20 protein-coding genes are annotated in these 20,257 nt (G+C 47.7%); 10 read left to right on the forward strand and 10 right to left on the reverse strand.

All coding sequences use genetic code 11. The features are described from left to right. Positions 1-27: 27 nt before the first annotated feature. Positions 28-477 carry an FHA domain-containing protein gene (locus HRE53_RS35220; RefSeq protein WP_235107491.1) on the reverse strand — a complete coding sequence of 150 codons (450 nt, stop codon included), beginning with the start codon at positions 475-477 and terminating at the stop codon, positions 28-30. 308 nt (positions 478-785) lie between these two features. Between HRE53_RS35220 and HRE53_RS18430 the strand changes: the two genes are divergently transcribed. The 7 genes from HRE53_RS18430 (at position 786) to argH (ending at position 7,782) form a co-directional block, all read left to right on the forward strand. Then, entirely contained in the window at positions 786-1,298 is a 513-nt protein-coding gene (locus HRE53_RS18430; RefSeq protein WP_212664734.1) for an FHA domain-containing protein, read from the forward strand. Between the two features lie 12 nt (positions 1,299-1,310). Continuing rightward, positions 1,311-3,269: an FHA domain-containing protein gene (locus tag HRE53_RS18435; protein ID WP_235107492.1), complete on the forward strand. Its 1,959-nt coding sequence runs from the start codon at positions 1,311-1,313 to the stop codon at positions 3,267-3,269. A 12-nt stretch (positions 3,270-3,281) separates the two neighbouring features. Continuing rightward, positions 3,282-3,710: a hypothetical protein gene (locus HRE53_RS18440; RefSeq protein ID WP_212664736.1), complete on the forward strand. Its 429-nt coding sequence runs from the start codon at positions 3,282-3,284 to the stop codon at positions 3,708-3,710. A gap of 811 nt (positions 3,711-4,521) precedes the next feature. Then, a complete protein-coding gene (locus HRE53_RS18445; RefSeq protein WP_212664737.1) occupies positions 4,522-4,914 on the forward strand; it encodes an AbrB family transcriptional regulator in 393 nt (130 codons plus the stop codon). Positions 4,915-5,098: 184 nt separating this feature from the next. Then, a complete protein-coding gene (locus HRE53_RS18450; protein WP_235107493.1) occupies positions 5,099-5,995 on the forward strand; it encodes a carbohydrate ABC transporter permease in 897 nt (298 codons plus the stop codon). 122 nt (positions 5,996-6,117) lie between these two features. Next, positions 6,118-6,309 carry a hypothetical protein gene (locus HRE53_RS18455; protein WP_235107494.1) on the forward strand — a complete coding sequence of 64 codons (192 nt, stop codon included), beginning with the start codon at positions 6,118-6,120 and terminating at the stop codon, positions 6,307-6,309. A gap of 36 nt (positions 6,310-6,345) precedes the next feature. Next, entirely contained in the window at positions 6,346-7,782 is a 1,437-nt protein-coding gene (gene argH / locus HRE53_RS18460) for an argininosuccinate lyase (protein WP_235107495.1), read from the forward strand. 54 nt (positions 7,783-7,836) lie between these two features. On the opposite strand, the gene HRE53_RS18465 is transcribed toward argH, so the two are convergent. After that, complete coding sequence (locus HRE53_RS18465; protein ID WP_212664741.1) at positions 7,837-8,145, reverse strand: late competence development ComFB family protein; 309 nt, start codon at positions 8,143-8,145, stop codon at positions 7,837-7,839. 166 nt (positions 8,146-8,311) lie between these two features. Between HRE53_RS18465 and pyrR the strand changes: the two genes are divergently transcribed. The 3 genes from pyrR (at position 8,312) to groL (ending at position 11,061) form a co-directional block, all read left to right on the forward strand. Continuing rightward, a complete protein-coding gene (pyrR, locus tag HRE53_RS18470; RefSeq protein WP_212664742.1) occupies positions 8,312-8,854 on the forward strand; it encodes a bifunctional pyr operon transcriptional regulator/uracil phosphoribosyltransferase PyrR in 543 nt (180 codons plus the stop codon). A 164-nt stretch (positions 8,855-9,018) separates the two neighbouring features. Next, entirely contained in the window at positions 9,019-9,330 is a 312-nt protein-coding gene (gene groES, locus HRE53_RS18475; protein ID WP_212664743.1) for a co-chaperone GroES, read from the forward strand. A 99-nt stretch (positions 9,331-9,429) separates the two neighbouring features. After that, entirely contained in the window at positions 9,430-11,061 is a 1,632-nt protein-coding gene (groL, locus tag HRE53_RS18480; protein WP_212664744.1) for a chaperonin GroEL, read from the forward strand. Positions 11,062-11,130: 69 nt separating this feature from the next. On the opposite strand, the gene HRE53_RS18485 is transcribed toward groL, so the two are convergent. From HRE53_RS18485 to HRE53_RS18520, 8 genes are all read right to left on the reverse strand, one after another. Next, complete coding sequence (locus tag HRE53_RS18485) at positions 11,131-11,739, reverse strand: hypothetical protein (RefSeq protein ID WP_212664745.1); 609 nt, start codon at positions 11,737-11,739, stop codon at positions 11,131-11,133. A gap of 140 nt (positions 11,740-11,879) precedes the next feature. Continuing rightward, on the reverse strand, positions 11,880-12,533 hold the full coding sequence (locus tag HRE53_RS18490) for a DUF3365 domain-containing protein (protein WP_212664746.1): 654 nt from the start codon (positions 12,531-12,533) through the stop codon (positions 11,880-11,882). Between the two features lie 51 nt (positions 12,534-12,584). Then, positions 12,585-13,367 carry a cytochrome c3 family protein gene (locus tag HRE53_RS18495; RefSeq protein ID WP_235107496.1) on the reverse strand — a complete coding sequence of 261 codons (783 nt, stop codon included), beginning with the start codon at positions 13,365-13,367 and terminating at the stop codon, positions 12,585-12,587. After that, positions 13,364-14,011: a cytochrome c3 family protein gene (locus HRE53_RS18500; RefSeq protein ID WP_235107497.1), complete on the reverse strand. Its 648-nt coding sequence runs from the start codon at positions 14,009-14,011 to the stop codon at positions 13,364-13,366. The genes HRE53_RS18495 and HRE53_RS18500 overlap by 4 nt, the downstream gene beginning before the upstream one ends. Positions 14,012-14,030: 19 nt before the next feature. After that, positions 14,031-15,059 carry a globin family protein gene (locus HRE53_RS18505; protein WP_235107498.1) on the reverse strand — a complete coding sequence of 343 codons (1,029 nt, stop codon included), beginning with the start codon at positions 15,057-15,059 and terminating at the stop codon, positions 14,031-14,033. A gap of 561 nt (positions 15,060-15,620) precedes the next feature. After that, the gene (locus HRE53_RS18510) at positions 15,621-16,547 is read right to left on the reverse strand and encodes a pentapeptide repeat-containing protein (RefSeq protein WP_235107499.1); all 927 of its coding nucleotides are present in this window, start codon (positions 16,545-16,547) and stop codon (positions 15,621-15,623) included. A 47-nt stretch (positions 16,548-16,594) separates the two neighbouring features. Beyond that, entirely contained in the window at positions 16,595-18,295 is a 1,701-nt protein-coding gene (gene ccsA / locus HRE53_RS18515; protein ID WP_235107500.1) for a cytochrome c biogenesis protein CcsA, read from the reverse strand. Continuing rightward, positions 18,295-20,064, reverse strand: a complete 1,770-nt coding sequence (locus HRE53_RS18520; protein WP_235107501.1) for a cytochrome c biogenesis protein ResB — start codon at positions 20,062-20,064, stop codon at positions 18,295-18,297. The genes ccsA and HRE53_RS18520 overlap by 1 nt, the downstream gene beginning before the upstream one ends. Positions 20,065-20,257 lie beyond the last annotated feature (193 nt).

Here is a 20,257-nt window from a genome sequence, read left to right on the forward strand (position 1 = left end):
GAGGGGGGATAAGACGGCTGGGGTGGCTTAGAAGGGGGGATAAGACGGCTGTGTAGATATAGGAGCAGGAGAGCCCGTTGCGGCGAACTGATCCAAGAGCTGGGTGGCTCGATGCTCAAATAGGAATTCAGGGCCGTTGTGGCTCAACATCACCCGATCACCCACATTCAAGGTTTGACACCCCTGAATTCGTTGACCATTCACATAGGTGCCATTCGCACTATTGAGATCGCAAACTTGCCAAATCGGAGCACCTTGAGGCGTCCGAGAGCCCGTCGGTTTAACGATCGCATGACGGCGTGAAACTCCACCAAAAAGATTGGAATCAATGATCACTTGGCAGTCTGCCGTTCGCCCGATCGCCGTTTCCCCCGTTTCAGATAGGGAATAACAGGACTGAGCTACGTCAGCATTAGACTGAGCCGAAATAAGTCTGAGTAAACCACTCTGCCGATCATTCACCATAGATTGGTCCACTGCTGATTAATTCTCATGTTGGCGCTTAAGGTATTGCTGTCTTGGACTAGGAGCCTGTCTTATTTCTTAGCAGGATTAGGATATTGCTGCAATCCTAAGAATGCCCTCTATTCAGCCATCTATAGCCTGTAGCAGACTGCGATCGCGGTGATGATTGTCACGGCAGCACGGGTATGCTGAGGGGAAGGTAAGGATTGACAGAGTCCTTAAAACAATTGGTACCTTCTCCTGCTGTAGGCAAGATCCTGACTATTAATAGGGAAGATTGCTTCTGCATTTGATTCAGACTTTACGAGCTGGCGGCATCCATGAGTGAATTAACACTCCAATGGTCAGAATTCGGCCAAACCAAAATCCAAGTTTTACGGGATCAACAACCCAGCAAACAGCTGGGCAAAATTCGCCTAGGTCGTGACCCCGCCCTGTGCGACATCGTTTTTCAAGAGCGTTCCGTTTCTGGGCTACATGTAGAAATTTTCTTTCAACCCCAAGCTCAACAGTTTTTTATTCGCAACCTGCGCCAACAAAATCCCCCCCTGGTAGATGGCACCTTGCTTAAACAAGGAGACTTACCCGTGCGAGCCGGGAGTCGGATCAAGCTAGGGCGGGTAGAGCTTCAAATCACAGCTATGACCATTACGCCTCCTGCAGCGCCACCCGCTTTCCCCAAAAGTGGTCCCCCTTCAACGGCAGCTTATGGGTTGCAATGTCCCCAATGTCACCACGTCGCTGCCTATAGTAATGATGCGATCAAACAGGACTGTCCCATGTGTGGCCATTCCATGGCCACATCCAACACCGTTTTTATTGGCAAACCATAGGGGCGGTGAAGAATGAGCACCATTCCTGGACAAGTACGGTTGAACTGGCAAGATCCAGTTACAGGTGAACAACGAACCCCACTGTTAACCTGTCCGATTGCCTTTGGTCGCGAATTCGCTCAAATGCCCGCAGAACTCAACCATCAGCGGGTGGCTCGAATCGTCCTCAATAGCAGCCAAGTCTCTCGTTATCACACCGTCATTGAATGGGTCCAAGGCCATATTCGCGTCACCGACCAAAACAGTAGTAACGGCACCTGGGTCAACGGCGTCCTCCAACCGAGCTGCAATGTCAGCAATGGCGACCTACTCAAAATTGGTCCCTACGAAATCACCTTGATGTTTACCCTGGACGGCACAGGTTTACCCACCGCCGAAGCCAGCGAGCAATCCATTATCCAGGTCCCCGAGCCAGATTCTCCTGTTCCGGCTGCGCCTGTTGCAGCTACGCCGGTCAACGTTTTACCCCCTGCCTTCCAAGCCAATCAGGTTGTCGTTCAAGATCTATATGCCACCCAGCTCCTCGTAGAAGAGATCGACTACTTAGCCGTGGGCGCAGGGTTAGGCAGCTTCATCTGGGTAAATTTTCTGCGAATTTCGGGTGCAGCGCCCCAGCAAATTCGGGCCCTCGGCATCGAAGAGCGCCCCTATGCTCGTTACCAACGGCTCTGCCTCAACTCCCAAATCCCCCCCCATGAACGTCTAAGGTCCAACTCGGATTCCTGTCCTGACAACATCTGGGGATGGCCGGGCTATGCCTTACGAGAAGCTTGGCATGAGTTTAATAAAGGTAAACTCAATCCTGCATTGCAATACTTGTGGCAGGTCTTTGCTGAACCCACTTTTATCCAAACCTATACCCCCAGGGCAGGCAATGTATTCGCCTCCATTGATCGGGAAGCAGTTCGGATTGGCTGGCCCCAAATGTATCGGTTTGGGCGAGTCCGAGCCATTCGGAAGACCAACGATGGCCGCTATGCCATTGCCTATTCTCCTGGTCGCAAACAAACAGCCTTTGTTGTTGCTCGTCATGTCCATCTGGCCACCGGTTATCCCGTTTTACAATTTTTACCCGATCTCAAAGCCTATCGAGAACAAACCCGAGACTTTAAATCCGTTGTCAATGCCTACGAAGACCATAACCATGTTTATGAAACCCTAGAACGCCAGGGAGGAACGGTCGTTCTGCGGGGGCGGGGAATTGTCGCCTCTCGCATTATTCAAAGGCTCCACGAGGCTCGTCAGCGCAATGCCAATATTTCGATTTTGCACTTAATGCGATCCCCTAAACCCAAAGGCAACCGATTTCGTAAAGCTCAAAGATCCGTTGACAATCATTTTGAATTCCAGCCCTTTAATTGGCCTAAAGCCTGTTGGGGAGGTACGTTGCGAGAAGAGCTAGAACAAGCCACCCCTGACCAACGCACCAATTTCCTAGCGGATTGGGGGGGCACCACCACGGCAGATCGCCAGGACTGGAAAGACTTGGTCCAGACAGGACTCGATCAGGGATGGTATCAAATCACCTTTGGTGAAGTCACCCGAGTCGTGCCCAATGCCCAATCTCGCCCCACGACCTATATCCAAGAAAAAGGACCCCGGGGTGAAATCCAGCTGGAGGCTGACTTCATCATTGATGCCACAGGTCTAGATAGCAAAGTCAAAGCCAGTCCGCTACTCAATGATTTGGTCACCCACTATAATTTACCCTTGAACCCAGCAGGACGCTTGGCTGTCACCAATGACTTTGAACTCCTAGAAATGCGCAACCAAAATGGTCGCATGTATGGGGCAGGTGCCATTACATTCGGGGGACCCTATGCTGCAGTGGACAGCTTTTTAGGATTACAGTACACCGCCCTACAAGCCCTTGATGGCTTAGTTGCAGCCCGTGCCCCCAATCTCCGTCGGCTCAATGGTATCAGCTCATTTTTACAATGGCTGAAATGGGCTCAGAACAAAACTCCTTAACGATTTCCAACCATGACCCCCACTCTGCTCGGACGCTGGCAAACCCGTATTCTACTCATGGAAACCGTGGGCCTTGTCATTACCCTTTTATTTTGCAGCGGTTTTTTCGGCAATCCTGAAGGCTCTGGTTATTTTTGGTTGCTACAATATATAGTTATCTTTGGTTTAGGCTGGGACTACCTTTACATCCAGATCCAGAACTTCCGCTGGGACCAAGATTGGCCAGCAGCACTGCAATGGATAGCAGCGTTATGGGAAGGACTGTTTATTATTTTGCTCAGCGATGTTGCTGAAATTAAATTACCAGGCACAGATGTCTGGCACTTGGGCTGGTTTATTGTTCACTACAGCTTTGTCTGGATAGCCGTCTTTATTACCTCACAAAGTTTGATGCGCCTCATTTTCCCCCGTTGGCGTTTCCGTGGGGGTCAATGGTTATAAGGCTGTAGCCGCTGATCAACACCCAGCTTTAGCGTTCAATAATCGCCTGCTCAAGTTCCGCTCTACCCTTGGATATTGGATACACTTTTGCTCAAGAGCATTTTTTATTCCTGCAGATATTTTTATTTATCCCCAGAAAATTACCCTTCAGATTTACCTATCGTTTTGACTAATGGCAAAAGCTCTAAACCCAATACTCAATCTCAGTTTATGGGCTAGACATCTCACCTATTTTGGGCAGTGGATGAGCTGAGATTTACGACAGCAGTTTTAATCGGCTTTCTTGGAACTATACATAATAGTCGGTAGCATCTGAACTACAGATAATCATTAGTTCCACGATGGACAGTATATCGCACCTCGACATACTCCTAAATAATCAAATACCCGTCAACACTTATCCATTCAGATTAGGTCGATGTACGTGACAGACTATAGAGTTTATTACTATTTTGTTAATACAGAAATTTCACTCTTCATTCTTCAATAGTGAGATTTTAAGCTTATAGAGGCAAAGGATCACAGACTTAGAGATTGATAAAATCCTATGTCATCCGAAGAATAGAGTTTTCCTGATTTTCCATCCAAAATATCATTTATTTTCCTCATAAAACTCACCAAGACTGCTATTCTCACACTCTTCCTAAATTTTTTAGTACTCATTACTGCATCTCATTCAAGTAAATGGGAAAACTGTGGATTGGGTCTAAACAACCTTTTGCGATTCCCTCTATGCTTTATTGATGACAAGAAGCAGCATATATTATGCTTGTCTCAACAGGTGATATTGCAGAATAGGATTGATAAACTCATGGCTAAAAAGCAAAAACAAGGTAAGACGCCTTTAAGCGGACAAGCCTTGGTTGAGAAGGTCAAACAACTTGAAGACCTAAGTCGTGAAGAAAAAGCGAAAGAATGCGGTTACTTTACCCTGAATGAGGATGGGTCAGAACGCATTAGCATGATGAAATTCCTCAATGCTTTGATCGATGCTGAAGGCGTAGAATTAGATGGCAAAAGCCAAAATGGCAATGGTCGAGGCGGTCGCAACGCCAGCTACCGAATCAGCGTTCAATCCAATGGAAATTTGCTGATTGGGGCTGCCTATACCAAACAGATGGAATTGGCTCCTGGCGATGAGTTTGAAATTTCTCTTGGACGAAAGCATATCCATTTAAAACAGATTACTGAAGATGAAGAATAGGACCTAATTGCTCAAATCTATTTCAGAGTTACGGCAATTAGACTTGTACTTATTTTCAAGACTGCACCAGCACCATTGATGTGCGCTTAGCTATTTATCTTTATTAAGGCGTCTTTTACTTCGAGATCAGCGACCGCTTAAGAGACGCTGGTAGGATAATGGGATTAATTAAGCCAATAGCCCAATGGTGCTAAAGCAAGATCGATATTGGAAATGGTTATCACGAGGAGTCACCTATGTACTCCTTGGTGTCATTGCCTTGGCCATGTTACTACCTCTGTTATGGCTGGTCAGTACGGCATTCAAAGGTCAGGAAGACAATATTTTCCCTGTTGCAGCGTCAAGAGATGTATCTCTATCTCCCCTGGAGAATATTGCTTTCTTCTTAAAGCAGTTATTCCCAGTCCACCCCACGTGGCATAATTTTGTCTCTGTTTGGCAACAACAGCCCTTTGGTCAGTATTTTCTCAATAGCCTATTCGTTTCATCTCTCACCGTTACCCTCAACGTTTTGTTCAGCTCTCTTGCCGCTTACCCCCTGGCTAGACTGGATTTTAAGGGTAAGGATTTGATTTTTGCGGTGGTTGTCTCCACAATTATGATTCCTTTTCAAATTGTGATGATCCCGCTTTACGTCTTAGCCGTTGAGTTAGGGCTCAAAAATACCTATCTGGGTGTGATCTTTCCTGCGATCGCATCTGCGTTTGGCATCTTTCTGCTCCGGCAGGCCTTCCAAGGCGTCCCCAAAGAATTAGAAGAAGCTGCCCGCATCGATGGCTGTACAGAGCTAGGAATTTGGTGGCATATTATGCTGCCATCGGTCAGACCAGCCCTGGTTACCCTGGCGATCTTTGTTTTTATTGGCTCTTGGGGAGAATTCCTATGGCCATTGATCATTCTGGATCAGCCCGAGTATTACACCCTTCCCCTCGCAGTCTCCAATCTTTTTAGTGCATTTGGGCTGAATTGGCGACTAATCGCCGCTGGCTCAGTTATTTCAGTTGCCCCAGTCTTATTGTTTTTCCTGATTATGCAACGGTATATCGTCCCTTCTGAAGCTGGGAGCGGCTTGAAGGGGTAGCGCCAACCCATCCCTCTTTCATACTTCTGCTTTGCAGAAATCTTCATAACATCTACAGTTCCTGTTACCCTCTGGGCATGCTTTCATAACAGATGAAGATATTCCTTGAAGGATCAACGCAGATGAACCTCTCTCTCCTTCAGTCCAGCCTGAATTTGTTCAACCACAACCTCTGGATTGCTCAACAATTTGAAGATAATCTCGGTTCTTCTTTCCAATCTATGTGGGATAACTTTATCCAATCGGGACAGGTGTGGGCTCTGATCATCGGTTTTATTGTTGGCTACGTGTTTCGCAGCATTACATCCTACTAAAGCCCACTGAACCTCTGTTACTTCGGACTTCATACATTGGCATCCTCTTCCACACCTCCCGCGAATGGTTCCGACTCCCCTGACTCCAAAGTTTGGAGTCAACGGTTTGAATCTGCCTTAAATCCTGTGATTGCAGCTTTTAATGCCAGCATTCATTTCGATATTGCCTTAGTTGAATATGATCTAACCGGGTCACAAGCTCATGTTCAAATGTTGGCTCACACAGACATTATTTCCCAAGGGGAAGCCGATGCCATTGATCAAGGGTTAGAGGCCATTCGCCAAGAATATCGTCAAGGCCAATTTCGACCAGGCATTGATGCCGAAGATGTCCACTTTGCTGTCGAAAACCGCTTAATTGAACTGATTGGAGACACTGGCAAAAAACTCCATACGGGGCGTTCTCGAAATGACCAAGTTGGCACCGATATTCGCCTCTATCTGCATGATCAAATTCTGCAAATTCAGACGTTGATTCGGACCTGGCAACAAGCACTCGTTAGCTTAGCCGCAGATCATGTACAAACGCTCATTCCTGGATATACCCATTTACAACGGGCTCAACCCGTCAGCCTAGCCCATCACTTGCTGGCCTACTTTGAGATGGCTGAACGAGATTGGCAGCGTCTCAGTGAAATTGATCAGCGAGTGAATGTTTCTCCTTTAGGTTCAGGGGCCCTAGCCGGAACCCCTTTCCCCATCGACCGCCAATACACCGCCGACAAGCTAGGGTTTGTCGATCTCTATCGAAATAGTTTGGATGGCGTCAGCGATCGCGATTTTGCCATTGAGTTTCTCTGCGCTGCCAGCCTAATCATGGTGCATCTCAGCCGCTTATCCGAAGAAGTTATCTTTTGGGCCTCGGAAGAGTTTGGATTCATAAAACTAAAGGATAGCTGTGCCACAGGCTCCAGCATTATGCCCCAAAAGAAGAATCCTGATGTTCCCGAATTAGTTCGGGGTAAATCAGGGCGTGTCTTTGGGCATTTGCAGAGCTTACTGGTTGTGATGAAAGGACTGCCCTTGGCCTACAACAAGGATTTGCAAGAAGATAAAGAAGCCATTTTTGATGGTGTAACCACCATTAAGGCTTGTTTAGAAGCCATGACTATTTTGGTGGCTGAAGGACTAGAATTTCAAACCCCACGCCTGGAATCTGCGGTGGGTGAAGATTTTTCCAATGCTACAGATGTCGCAGACTATTTGTCAAAAAAAGGGGTGCCTTTTCGGGAAGCTTACAATATCGTTGGCGCTGTGGTGAAAGCTTGCCTCTCCCAAGGAAAACTACTGAAAGACTTAACAATAGAGGAATGGCAGCAGTTTCACCCTCAATTCGCAAACGATATTTATGCAGCGATTTCACCGCGACAAGTCGTTGCAGTTCGAAATAGCTTTGGTGGCACAGGATTTACTCAGGTGCAACACGCATTAGAACATGCCCAATCTCTTCTACAAGTACCAAAGCAGTCTTGATCTAATCGCAAAGCTCAGTTTTTAGCCACGAGCCACTATCAGAAATCACTCTCTTTAGCGAACATCAAAAGGGGTAGACCCTTTCCAAGGAATTTGCTTAATTGCTGCCAAAGCATCGCTAACCGCTGCTGTAATTTCATCCTGATGATCCCGTTGAGCTCGCTCATACTGGAGAGCCACCCCTTCTTGACTAGACGCATAGAGAGGAGGCAAGTGATTGAGGGCATGGGCTGCCACCTCAATCCGGTTGATCTGTTGAGCCTCTTCTAAGGACCAATCACAAGTTTGCTGATCGATTGCTTCATCAACCAGAATTTCCATAATGTTTTTGTAGCTATTGGCTATGTCATAGCTGGGTACCATAGCAACTCAAAGGGTAAAGGACAACAAGTTTGTGCACTTAATCTAGGAATATCAAGTTTTAGGCATGTTCGCTTCCGCAAAAATGCGTAAAATCAACGCAGTACTATAACTATTCTCCATCACAATGAGGCCCTCAACGTGATGATACTGCGCGGATTCTATATCCATGTCCTCTAATATTGTTAAAATTCTGTCTGCTCAAGAATTGCGCCGTACAATTACGCGATTAGCATCAGAAGTGATTGAACGGGTAGGCACTCTCGATCAGCTAGTACTGCTTGGCATCCCCACACGGGGGGTTCCTTTAGCCAGTGCCTTAGCCCAGCAAATAGAGCTATTAGAGAATATCAAAGTCCCGGTTGGTAGCCTAGATATTACCTTTTACCGCGATGATTTAGACCAAATTACTGTCAGAACTCCTGGGAAAACTGACTTACCCACAGACCTCTCTCAGAAAACCGTTCTACTGGTTGATGATGTCATTTACAGTGGTCGAACGATACGAGCCGCCCTCAATGCCGTTCATGACTATGGCCGACCCACCCTGACTCAATTGCTTGTACTGATTGATCGGGGCCATCGAGAGCTGCCGATTCACCCTGACTTTACAGGCAAGGTATTGCCCACTGCACGAGAAGAACTGGTCAACGTCTATCTAGATGTTACGGATCAGCGTGATGGCGTTGAATTAGTTACCCGAGATCATTAATCTTGAACGCCTCTTGGTATGGGTTCTGCAGCGACTCGCACCCTTAAGTTCGGGAACCCGTACAGCTAAAAGATTGAATTTGGCCAATCACCTCAGATAGATTAGCACTCGGGAGTCGAGAGTGCTAAATCCCAGTAATCATTATCCAGTTTGGAGGAGCCAGTATGGCAGCTATTTCCTTAAGCGTCTCTACAGTTAAGCCTTTAGGCGATCGCGTATTCGTTAAAGTCAGTGCTGCAGAAGAGCAGACTGCGGGTGGCATTATCTTGCCCGATGCGGCTAAAGAGAAGCCTCAAGTCGGCGAAATCACTGCTGTTGGCCCAGGCAAGCGGGGTGATGACGGTTCTCGCCAAGCCTTGGATGTAAAAGAAGGCGACAAAGTTCTGTATTCCAAGTATGCCGGTACAGACGTCAAGCTCGGCGGTGAAGAGTTTGTATTGCTCTCTGAGAAAGATATTTTGGCGATTGTCAACTAAACGTAACCCCGTCACTTGACTCGTTCTGCCCATATTAAATGGGCAATTTTATTTTATCGAACTTCGCTGTTACTCCTTTAAGTTTGAGGTTGAGCTTCCATGGCTAAACGCATTATTTATAACGAGAATGCCCGTCGCGCCCTTGAAAAAGGGATGGACATTCTATGTGAATCTGTAGCGGTGACATTAGGCCCAAAAGGTCGCAATGTTGTTCTAGAGAAGAAATTTGGTGCCCCCCAGATCGTCAATGACGGCGTCACCATCGCGAAAGAAATTGAGCTTGAAGACAACATTGAGAACACAGGTGTTGCCCTGATTCGTCAGGCTGCGTCCAAAACCAACGATGCAGCTGGAGATGGCACAACAACAGCTACTGTTCTAGCTCATGCCATGGTTAAAGAAGGGATGCGTAACGTCGTAGCTGGCGCTAACGCTATTTCTCTTAAGCGCGGAATTGAAAAAGCGTCTGGCTTTCTCGTGGAGAAAATCGCTGAGAACGCTCGCCCTGTTGAAGATTCCAAGGCAATTGCACAAGTCGCTACTATTTCCGCTGGCAACGACGATGAAGTCGGTGAAATGATTTCTAGCGCCATGGATAAAGTGGGCAAGGAAGGCGTCATTTCTTTGGAAGAAGGCAAATCCATGACCACCGAACTGGAGGTCACCGAAGGGATGCGCTTTGAGAAAGGCTATATTTCTCCTTACTTTGCTACTGATACAGAACGAATGGAGGCCGTTCTTGACGAGCCTTATATTCTACTGACCGACAAGAAAATTACCCTTGTGCAGGATTTAGTGCCTGTGCTTGAGCAAGCAGCTCGGGCGGGTAAGCCTTTGTTGGTAATTGCTGAGGATATTGAGAAAGAAGCCTTAGCTACCCTCGTCGTCAACCGTTTACGCGGCGTTTTGAATGTAGCAGCTGTGAAAGCACCGGGTTTCGGCGATCGCCGTAAAGCCATGCTGGAAGACATTGCTGTCTTGACCGGTGGTCAAGTGATTACTGAAGATGCTGGCCTCAAACTAGAAGCTGCCAAGCTAGAAATGATGGGACAAGCTCGTCGAATCACCATCACTAAGGACACTACAACTTTAGTGGCTGAAGGGAATGAAACCGACGTTCAAGCTCGCTGTGAGCAGATTCGTCGTCAAATGGATGAGACTGAGTCTTCCTACGATAAAGAGAAGCTACAAGAGCGCTTGGCTAAATTAGCCGGTGGTGTTGCTGTCATTAAAGTGGGTGCTGCAACCGAAACTGAAATGAAGGATCGGAAGCTTCGCCTAGAAGATGCCATCAACTCTACTAAAGCAGCTGTTGAAGAAGGGATTGTGCCCGGTGGCGGTACCACCTTGGCTCACCTAGGTCCTCAGCTCGCAAGTTGGGCAGCGGATAACCTGACTGGTGAAGAGCTGATTGGAGCCACTATCGTAGAGCGTGCCTTAACAGCCCCTTTAAAGCGCATTGCTGAAAATGCAGGTCAAAATGGTGCCGTTATCGCTGAGCGAGTTCGCGAGAAAGAGTTCAATGTCGGCTTCGACGCTTCAGTAAATGAGTTCACAGATATGTTTGCCGCTGGCATTGTCGACCCTGCAAAGGTGACCCGGTCAGCACTGCAAAATGCCGCTTCTATTGCTGGTATGGTTCTCACTACTGAGTGCATTATTTCTGATAAGCCTGAGCCGAAGGACAATGCTCCCGCTGGCGCTGGCATGGGCGGAGACTTTGACTACTAAGGTCCAAGCCTAATAGATCAAAAAAGAGGGCGGTAAAGCCCTCTTTTTTGATCTTGACTACTGGTTGAGTTATTGAAAGTAAAAGGCCAAAAAAATGTGAAACCCAAGCATGACAGTAAACATGCTGACCAGGATGATGTGGGTTGATAACCAGATCGAACGCAATTTGCGAATGAGGGGCCCCTTGGAGACTGTTGGCAAGCGCTTGGCCAAACCCTGCCAGCTTTGAGGGACCAACCCGAAATATTTCTGTGAGGACTCTAGAATCCCCGTTTCTGCAACCACGCCCATTAAGGCAGATAGGGCTACTCCAAAGAAAACCCAGAGAAATATTGCATTAAAATTATCGCCAATCGCTCCACCCGTATGGAGTAAAACGGTGGCGACTAGGGCTACACCGACAAAAATATGCAAGCTGCGCCACAACAGAATAGAGCCCGGTACCGCAATTTTCCACCGCCGCCCTCGCTTGCGCAACGCTAGCATCAGTTCAAAGAAGACTAGAGCTAGAACAATAAACCCGGTGATCAGCTTATACAGATCGGTTTGCAGAATGATCAGGGTATTGAAGTTGCGATCGCGCAGCAACGGAATATACACCCCACTCAAGGCAAAAGGGGTCAAAATGGCTGCTACAACCAATGTCAGAATAATCAGAGTGGAAAATTTGGGCTTCATAGCTCAAAAAAGATGATAGGAATTCGAACCATCAGTTCGTCCCACGACTTTTGAAAAAATGCTCTAGGGGATTGACTGATGGCGCAATCCCCTTCCCCCACAGAGTGTTATAAACAATTACATTGGCTTAGAGCCAAAATCTAGGCACCATCCAAGGGAATGTTGATCATGATGCCACCCATGACGTCATCCATCTTGAAGACCTTATCGGGATACCGTTCTTTGTGGATGGGATGGGTGTTATGACAAGTGACACACGCTTCAGCTACTGCCTTGTCTGGATAGAGGGCAGAGAAATATTTCTTACCTCCCACTTCTTGGAACTCCTTGAAAGGTTCTCCAGTTTTCTCAACTTCCTGGATTGCTTTTTTCTCAAAGTCATTTTTAGGACCTTGAGCGTCGTTAATATACCAAGTTGAAATTAGGTTGTAGGTAAAAGCAGTATCTGATTCGGATGCAATTTCAGACCCGAGACGAAACATTTGAGCAGGCAAGGGAATACCATTACTGGTTTCCCAACCTTCGGTAGCTTCTATATCCAGAACGCCTTTATCCTTCGCATTCCCCTCCAATTTCTTGGCTCGGTTAACGACATGCTTGGTATAGGCTGTCCGGTCAGAGGCTAAAGCCGTATGGATATAATCGGCAACCAATTCGGGTTTTACCCCGCCAGTTGCCTGGGATTCCGCACCTCCACTACAGGCCACAGCAGTGAAACAAATCGCTGCAGCTAGGGCAAAGAAAGCAAAGGTTCTTGTGCGCAATTGGCGCACCCATTTTCGGGTCAAGTTCATCTTGTGTCTCCTCTCAATGACATAAATCTGATTCGTTAGATAGGGACTGGATTACTTCGAAGTGGCATTACCCGACCGTTGGGTTTCTAGAGTACGCACCATCTTCAGGGTGTCCAGGGATAAGGTAGGCGGTCGGGCAAAATTCGATTCCACTAAGTCATCGTCAAACATGCTGTTGTAGGCAAATTCCATGCCGTGGCAATTCATACAGACTTCCTTCACCATGCGATCGCGGGGCAGTAACGTATAGGTATTGTTGTGGTTGACCATCACCGTCCCCGACTCCGATGTTTGTCGCGGCAGATGGCATGTGGCACAAGTGGTTGAAACCGTTGAAGGACGGGGGAGTACCCCCTCTTCTTGCAGCAACTGAGCATGCCGGGAGTTTTTGTAATTCAGCGAGTGGTTGTCTTTATGGCACGTCAGACAAGAATCGACCGAGGCCGGTAGAGTTTTGACAGAATGAGCATCATGGCAAGCGTTACAGTTCATTTGCTTATCATGGACAGCCGCCTGCATCGGCAGGTGAGCCAAAGCTGGTGTTAGGGCAGGTTGCCCTTCCAGTAGACGAATGCCATGCTTACCGAGCAAAAAGGTATCCACCTGTCCCTCATGGCAGGAGCGACAGCTTTCATAGGTCGGTTGCTGAATCACCTGCTTAGCGGACTGAGGTTGGTGACAGCTCGAACAGTTCACCTCAGCTAAGGCATGGGCACTTTTTGACCAGCTTTGATTAATGGCTTGGAGCTGAGCGTTGTCAACTGCAGCAACGGGGGCCGTCAAGCCACTCCATAGCAGTAGCGCTAGCAACCCTCCTAGGACGACCTGCTTCATGCTCGCCCTCCCACAAACTCTTTCCCCAAATCCGGTTGAGGAGGGGTTTTAAGTTCAGGCTTAAAGCTACGTTCGGGTAACGCAGGTTTGGGCAACATGTCCGCCTGGCCCATATTTTGGCGCAAGAACCCCGTTGAGATGGTGCGGTGGTCATGGTAATTGTGGCAACCGGCTGTCCAGCATCCATCAGGAGAGAAGTCTTTGTGACTCGCCAGTTCCCCTTGGATAATGCCTTCATGGCAAATCATGCAAAGATCAGGCTTCAGATGTACCCCCCGATCAAACATATGCACATGTTCGTTATGGCAAGTTGTGCAGGTTAGAACCTCTAATTTCTCTAATTCAGCAGCCCAGCGCAGATCACGGAACTTCTTGGGTCCATGGGCATCCGTTGCCATTTCCGCCTCATGACAGCGCATACAGGTTTCATTCGTCACGGGTTTAAAACCTTCATGGCATGAAGCACAAGAGGCTTCAAACAGGATGTGGCCATTAGAGGTTACACCCGGTAAAAAGATTGTCTTGTGGTCTAGGGCAAAAGCTGCCCCTAACCACCCCATTAAGATTAAACACAGCAAAATTACGGTATTTCTGACATTGAATAGAGTCGAAAAGCTGAAAAAAGATTTTTGCGTCTTGGCCACTACAACTGCCCTAGAGAATTTAGACCAACAGAATGGCAATAATGACCGCAATAATGCCGCCGCCCGCCAGACCTAATAGCAATCCTGTTGGGCGATCACTCTCCACAACTTCACTGACTTCACTAGAAATAAGGCTGGGCTGTGCAGGTTGAGCAGAATTGAGATCTAACGCTGTTTCCGAGTAATCAGCACCATCCAACATAATCGTGGAGATGGCTCCATAGGCATCAATCCAAGCCTGTTTGATGTCATCCGTCCAGGCAGATCCGAGAAATTGTTCAAAGGTTTTGAGGAGGGTATTGCCGACCAACGGATAATGCTCGGGCAAGGCCCCATATTGGACATGTCGGGCCCCTAGCCCTTGCAGGGCATCTCCCAACACCTCTGGCTTGCGCAGGTTTTCCACAACCAAAACCAGGGATTGTAGGAGCTTTTTGCTTTGTTGTTTGATGTCCGTGTTCGCAAATAAAGGTTTGGCAGCGGGATAATCCGTGAATAAGTTGTCGTAGAAGCGATCGGCAAACTCAGTAGCGACTGGCTTCACTTGGGCAAAGCTATTTTCCAATAGCTCAACTTGCAACGGAGAGCCTGAATCAGCAGGTGGCGTGGCAGCTTCTGGATCGAGTTGCACTTCTGCTTCTGAATAATCTGCACCGTCCAGCATGATCGTGGTGATAGCACCATAGGCATCTACCCAGGCGGATTGAACCTCCTCAGTCCATGCGTCCCCCAGATATTGTTCAAAGGTCTTGAGCAAGGTTGACCCCACCAATGGGTAATGCTCAGGTAAGGCCCCATATTTCACATGTCGGGCTCCCAGACCTTGGAGGGCGTTACTCAAAGCATCCGGTTTACGTAGATTTTCAATAACCAACACCAAGGATTGCAAGAGCTTACCGCCTTGTTTCTCCATATCGGTCCCCTCAAAGAGGGGTTGAGCCGCTGGATAGTCTGTGAATAAATTGTGATAAAAGCTTGAAACAAATTCATTAGCTTGAGGTTTAACTTTCTCAAAGCTGCTTTCAAGCAGTTCGACTTGTAAGGCCATAGATGTACCTATCAAAAATGTAAAGTTCAGGCACTAGAGGAAAATACAAAAAATTGTCTTCTAGATTTATTTTGGGCCCTCAGTTGAGCACTTAGAAACTGAATAATCTGAAGCGAACATTCTCACAAAAAAGAAGAAGTTCAACATAGAAGCTCTAAGCCAAACAAAGACTCTTGATCATAGTTTGCAAGTGTGAATTAACTCAATCAGAGGTCTTATCACCCTAAAGACATCATGAATTAAAGATGATATTAGCTTCCTACGGTCGCTATCTCAATTTATGCTCAAAAACTATCAATATCGCTTTATCTGTGATCTTCAAGAATAATGAGTCTCAGGCTATAACATTAACTTTCAGGCAGTCATAAACAAAATTTACCTGCTATTGCAAAATATGCATTCTAAGTTAAAAAAATAATGATTCCTTAGGTCGTATCAATTAATACAATTAAAGCTTTTTAACAGCTAAAATACGCATTGAATCAATGCATTTAATGCATACCAAAGTGCACATTTCAAGAACTTCACAGATGGTTTCTGTTAATCGTATAAAAAGCTACATTAACTAGGGATATTTAACGCACCTCGTTTTCGAAGTAGTTGCTTTTGCTCACTTGTTAAACCGTGGGCATCGGTGAAGATAGCACCTGACACAATGCTGTTAGAGAAATCTACCTTGTGCAGTTGAGTCTTTTCTAGATTGGCATCCCGAAAATCTGTATTGGTGACGATGGCACCGGTTAAATCAGCCTGTTCCAAATTAGCGCTATACAGGGAGGCCTGCTCAAGATGGGTTGCACTCATACAGCCCCGGATCAAGGACACATGATCTAAACTGGCCTCCTGCAATTGTGCTTCCTTGAGATTGGCTTGATCAAAGTTGCTACCGATTAGATCAGCCCCCTTAAAATCAGCCTGTTGCAAATCGGATTTCACAAACTGAGAACGCTCCAAGCGGGCATGGGCAAAGATGGCTTCTGGAAACTGGGCCTGACTCAGATTGGCATCATTGAGCTTAGCCCGACTGAAGTTAGCACCCTTAAAGTCACTCTGGGATAAATCCGCCTTGATCAAAATGGCATCTCGAAAAGAGGCATAGTGGCCTTTTGCCTCTGCCAAATCGACTGCCTCTAATATGGCTGTAGCTACATTCGCCTGATCCAAACAAGCACCATGGAGCTTTAACTTCACCCCATGAATTCCCATCAAATTAGCCGAGTCCAGCCGGGCGGATGTGAGTTGGGCCTCGGTGAGTAGGGCGTCTTGTAAGCTAATTCCTGTAAGGATCGAAAAGATCAGGATGGCTTCAGTAAAATCGGCTCGATTACAGGACGCTCCGGATAAATTAGCCACGCGCAAATAGGCTTGCGGAAAGTGGCCTTCATCCAGGCAGCACCCTTGTAAATTGATATTACTGAGCTCTGCCCCTTGCAAAGAAATACCTTGTTGGACTTTTGTTTGTACCTCTTCAGGTGTGAGAACGGCCATCGCTTTATTTCCCCATAGGTATGTATAAGTGGGGCTGCCCAATCCAGCTATGCATCAACCGTCTGCACCTCAGGTACTGGAATAGAGGCATCAGTATGATGTTGAGAACGATAGCGAAGAATCGTTGCTAGAACGAACAAGGTATCTAAGCCAACAATGCTGGCAATCAGCAGTTCAGAGCCACCTGTGACAAACCCATAGCTATGTAGTCCGGTTCCCAAGACAAAATTGACCCCATACCAAGCCATCAGCACAGCATTAAAGGCCAAGACACTCGCAACACTCATGCCAAAATAACCTAACCAACCGGCCAACCGGCCATGCACAGGAGCTAAATAGCAGAGCAAAGCAATTAAAGCCCAAGTCTCTTTCGGATCCCAGCCCCAAAACCGTCCCCAGGAAAAATGGGCCCAGATACCGCCCAAAATAATGCCCGTGGTGAGCAGCAAAATACCCACTTGAATCACCCGGGTATTGAGGCGAGATAAGGAGATTGCCATGGTCGTGCCTTCAGGTCGCCGCCAATACTGAATGAGCGTTAGATGCCCCAGTCCCATTGCCAAAGCGAAGCTGGCATAGCTGAGGGTAATTGTGGGCACATGGATACTCAACCAGAAGTTATCTCGGAGGACAGGCACTAAGGGGGCAATACTGGGATCTAGCACCGCAGGTAAACTATCCGCCAGCAATAGACAAACGACTGCCAGGGGAGCTGCCGCCAATAAGTAGGAGCGGGCTCGGGTCTGTAGTTCAAAACAAAAGGCTAAGGCAGCAATTCCAAATCCAACCCACACCACTGACTCATACATATTGGTGACGGGAGGACGGCCCGCAATTTGCATGCGCAGACCGAAACCAAAGGCCTGAACCAAGATGCCTCCAAGAAACGTTCCCATACCGCTCCAATAGAAATCGAAGTTCGGAATGAGTTGGCTGATGAGGAGTATGAGAAATGCTATCCCATATAGTTTCCAAGCTTTACCAAAGGGATGGAAGTGATTGAAAAACACTTCCCGGTGCAGGGTTGCTTGATCTGGGTAAATCCCAGAACTCAAGTCTGCTAAGGACCGTTGCAATGAAGCTGCAGGCTCCCCCAAAGCACTTAAATCATCACCATTGCCTTGATATTGCTGGTTGAGTTGCTCAAACTGGGCTTGAATGTGGGTCGCTATCTCAGAAGAATACAGCTGCTGCGCCTCCGCAACCCCTACCCAAGTGCCTTTGATATCTCGCGGATGGGGAACGAGGGGCAACGTTTGATTACCCACCGTATCCAACATTAAATTCAGTCGATCTTCGAGGGTGAAAGCTTCACGTTCATCCCTTGTCAGTGGCTGTTCTTGCAGCTGCTTGGTATGCGCTTGTTGCAAGATACGGGCCAAATCAGAATTGACTAGGGTAGAGAAACTAAAATGCTTTTGCTCTACGGGCAACCCTATTTCGGCTTTGAGGGGACGATAGTTGACTAAAATAAAGGGTTCATCATTCCAATCCCGACTGTTCTGCCAGAGAGACCAATAGATTTGAGGGGCATCTAAAACCTCACCACTCAATAGCTGATAGCGCTCTGAACCATGAAGCGTCGCTACTGTTTCTCTGGCCACTGTATCTAACGGCTTCTTTCGCCCATCCAGCTGAACAGCCATCGTATCAACCGCCGTTTGGGTAGTCGGCTGCCATTGACTAATAGGGGTGACCATCAACGCACAAGCGAGACAAAGTCCCCATAAAAATTTCAATTGATTCATTATCCATCCTGAGTCGCAAGTGAAATGGGTGCTGGATCAGCCACAACTGGCTGAGCAGAGTCTTCCGGTATGGCTGTAGGGACGGGTTTTGCCCGCTTTTTCCACAGGGTGGGGCCATAAAACATGACGCCAATGCCCACTACCGTTAATAAGGCACCACTCCAAGTCAACGCGGTCACCCATATCGGTTCGCGTTTAATTTGCAGAGTGGACTGGTTCAAATCCCCAGGATTCCATGAGGCTTGAGCAATTTTCCACCCTTGGTACCAGGTGGGGTGGTTCATCCAGACCGAGCGTTGTTGGGTTTCTCCCCCCTCTAAATTTTCGAGGCGAATCTGACTGGTCCACATGGCCACCGATTCGCTGCCTTCATTCCGCTCAACGATAAAGTCATCCAAACCAATCCCGAAGGGTAAAGCCATCATCCGGGGACCAAACGCTGTCATCAATGCATGGGAACCATCTGTAATCAGCGCTGATTCTCCCCAGGGCAGCCACTGCCGATGCCCATCTGCAGTCGCAACCTGCAACGCCGGAACCCCCTCTACTCCAGGTGGAGCCGAGAAACGCTCTTGAATTATCTCAGCATGGGGAAGCCAGTCTGCCAGGGCGATTTGAAAATCTGCCCAGCCGGGTTGAATGATTTGATCCATGGCCAAGGGGCCTGAGGAAAATTCTTGGGAAGACCGAGCTGCATAATAGAGCTGTTGATTAGCCACAACGACCCGAAAATAGTCCGTGGCAGAGGGAGGTGGCACTTGATAGCTCAAGCTCAGATCAAATTGCTCAGCATCTCCCACTAAGATGGGGTCTAATCCCGTTTGGGCAAACACATACCAGTGTTCTCGGTGATCCGCCTGGACTAGTTCCACTTCAACGGCTGGATTACGCCAGTCCTGGGACGCAGTGATGGGCTGATTGTGATCATCCAACCGAAAGTCTGGCCAGGCATTGACTAGATGTATCGTTGCATCATCTAAACTCCCATCATGACGACGCAACTCATCAATGGCAAAAGTGGTATTTATTTTTCCCAACTGTATCTGTAGGGTTCCAGATGGCCTGGATTGAGCTTGAGTGGGATCTGCCAAAAGCTGTTGGAGGTTGCTCTTATCTGCAGCTTGCCAAAGCTCCAGTTGGGCAGGCCCCAAATCAATTCTGTCAGCAGCGGGGGATAGCCATTGTTCGAAGGTTTGGCCCATGCGATCGCTACTCAATACCAAGCGTATTGCTGGCTCATCCTGGGCATCACCTTCTCGGTACTCAACTGTTTCGATCGAATTCTCGTTGTAGTCCAACAACGTCAGCCCAACAAATTGAGTGGGAGAAATAACTCGCTCAGGCGTTACCATCACCGCCGCCTGTTGCACTTGACCTTGGTCATCCATCACTTCCAGTAACTCACCCTCAACCCGCACCAGATGGTTAGCAGGCTGATCCGTGCGGACTAGTAATAGTCCTTCCACACCGAGATGAATCACTGCCGCAGATCCCGCAATCAGCACAATCAGCCCTAAGTGGGTGAGGGCAAAACCGACTTTCCGGGCTCCTCGCCAGGGATAGCGGGACAGGGTAGAGATGCCCAAATTGACTGCCAGCAGGAACATCAAGGCTCCAAACCAGGGACTTTTATAAATTTGCTGTTGAACCACAAGGGAGCCAACTTTGCTCTCATAGAACGTGGCCCAAACCAAGATACTTGCGATCGCAACTAATACGGGTACAGCTAACTTAATTGAACCCAAAAAGCGGATAAATTTTGAGACCATGCAAACTTCAGCCAATAGGGAACCTGACCCTATTTAGTCTGAATCGACTGGCCTAAATTGTAGTGAATCTATCAAAGTTATCGATCGACAAGGGTCATAAATGCGTTAATTGCATTTACGGCATGAATAAAATGCATCTCTGCCCCTCAAAAAGATGGATTGTCCCTATCGGCTGATCCTGACCACAACCGAA

It is taken from the genome of Acaryochloris sp. 'Moss Beach', from assembly GCF_021497025.1.
Taxonomy (GTDB): domain Bacteria; phylum Cyanobacteriota; class Cyanobacteriia; order Thermosynechococcales; family Thermosynechococcaceae; genus Acaryochloris; species Acaryochloris marina_A.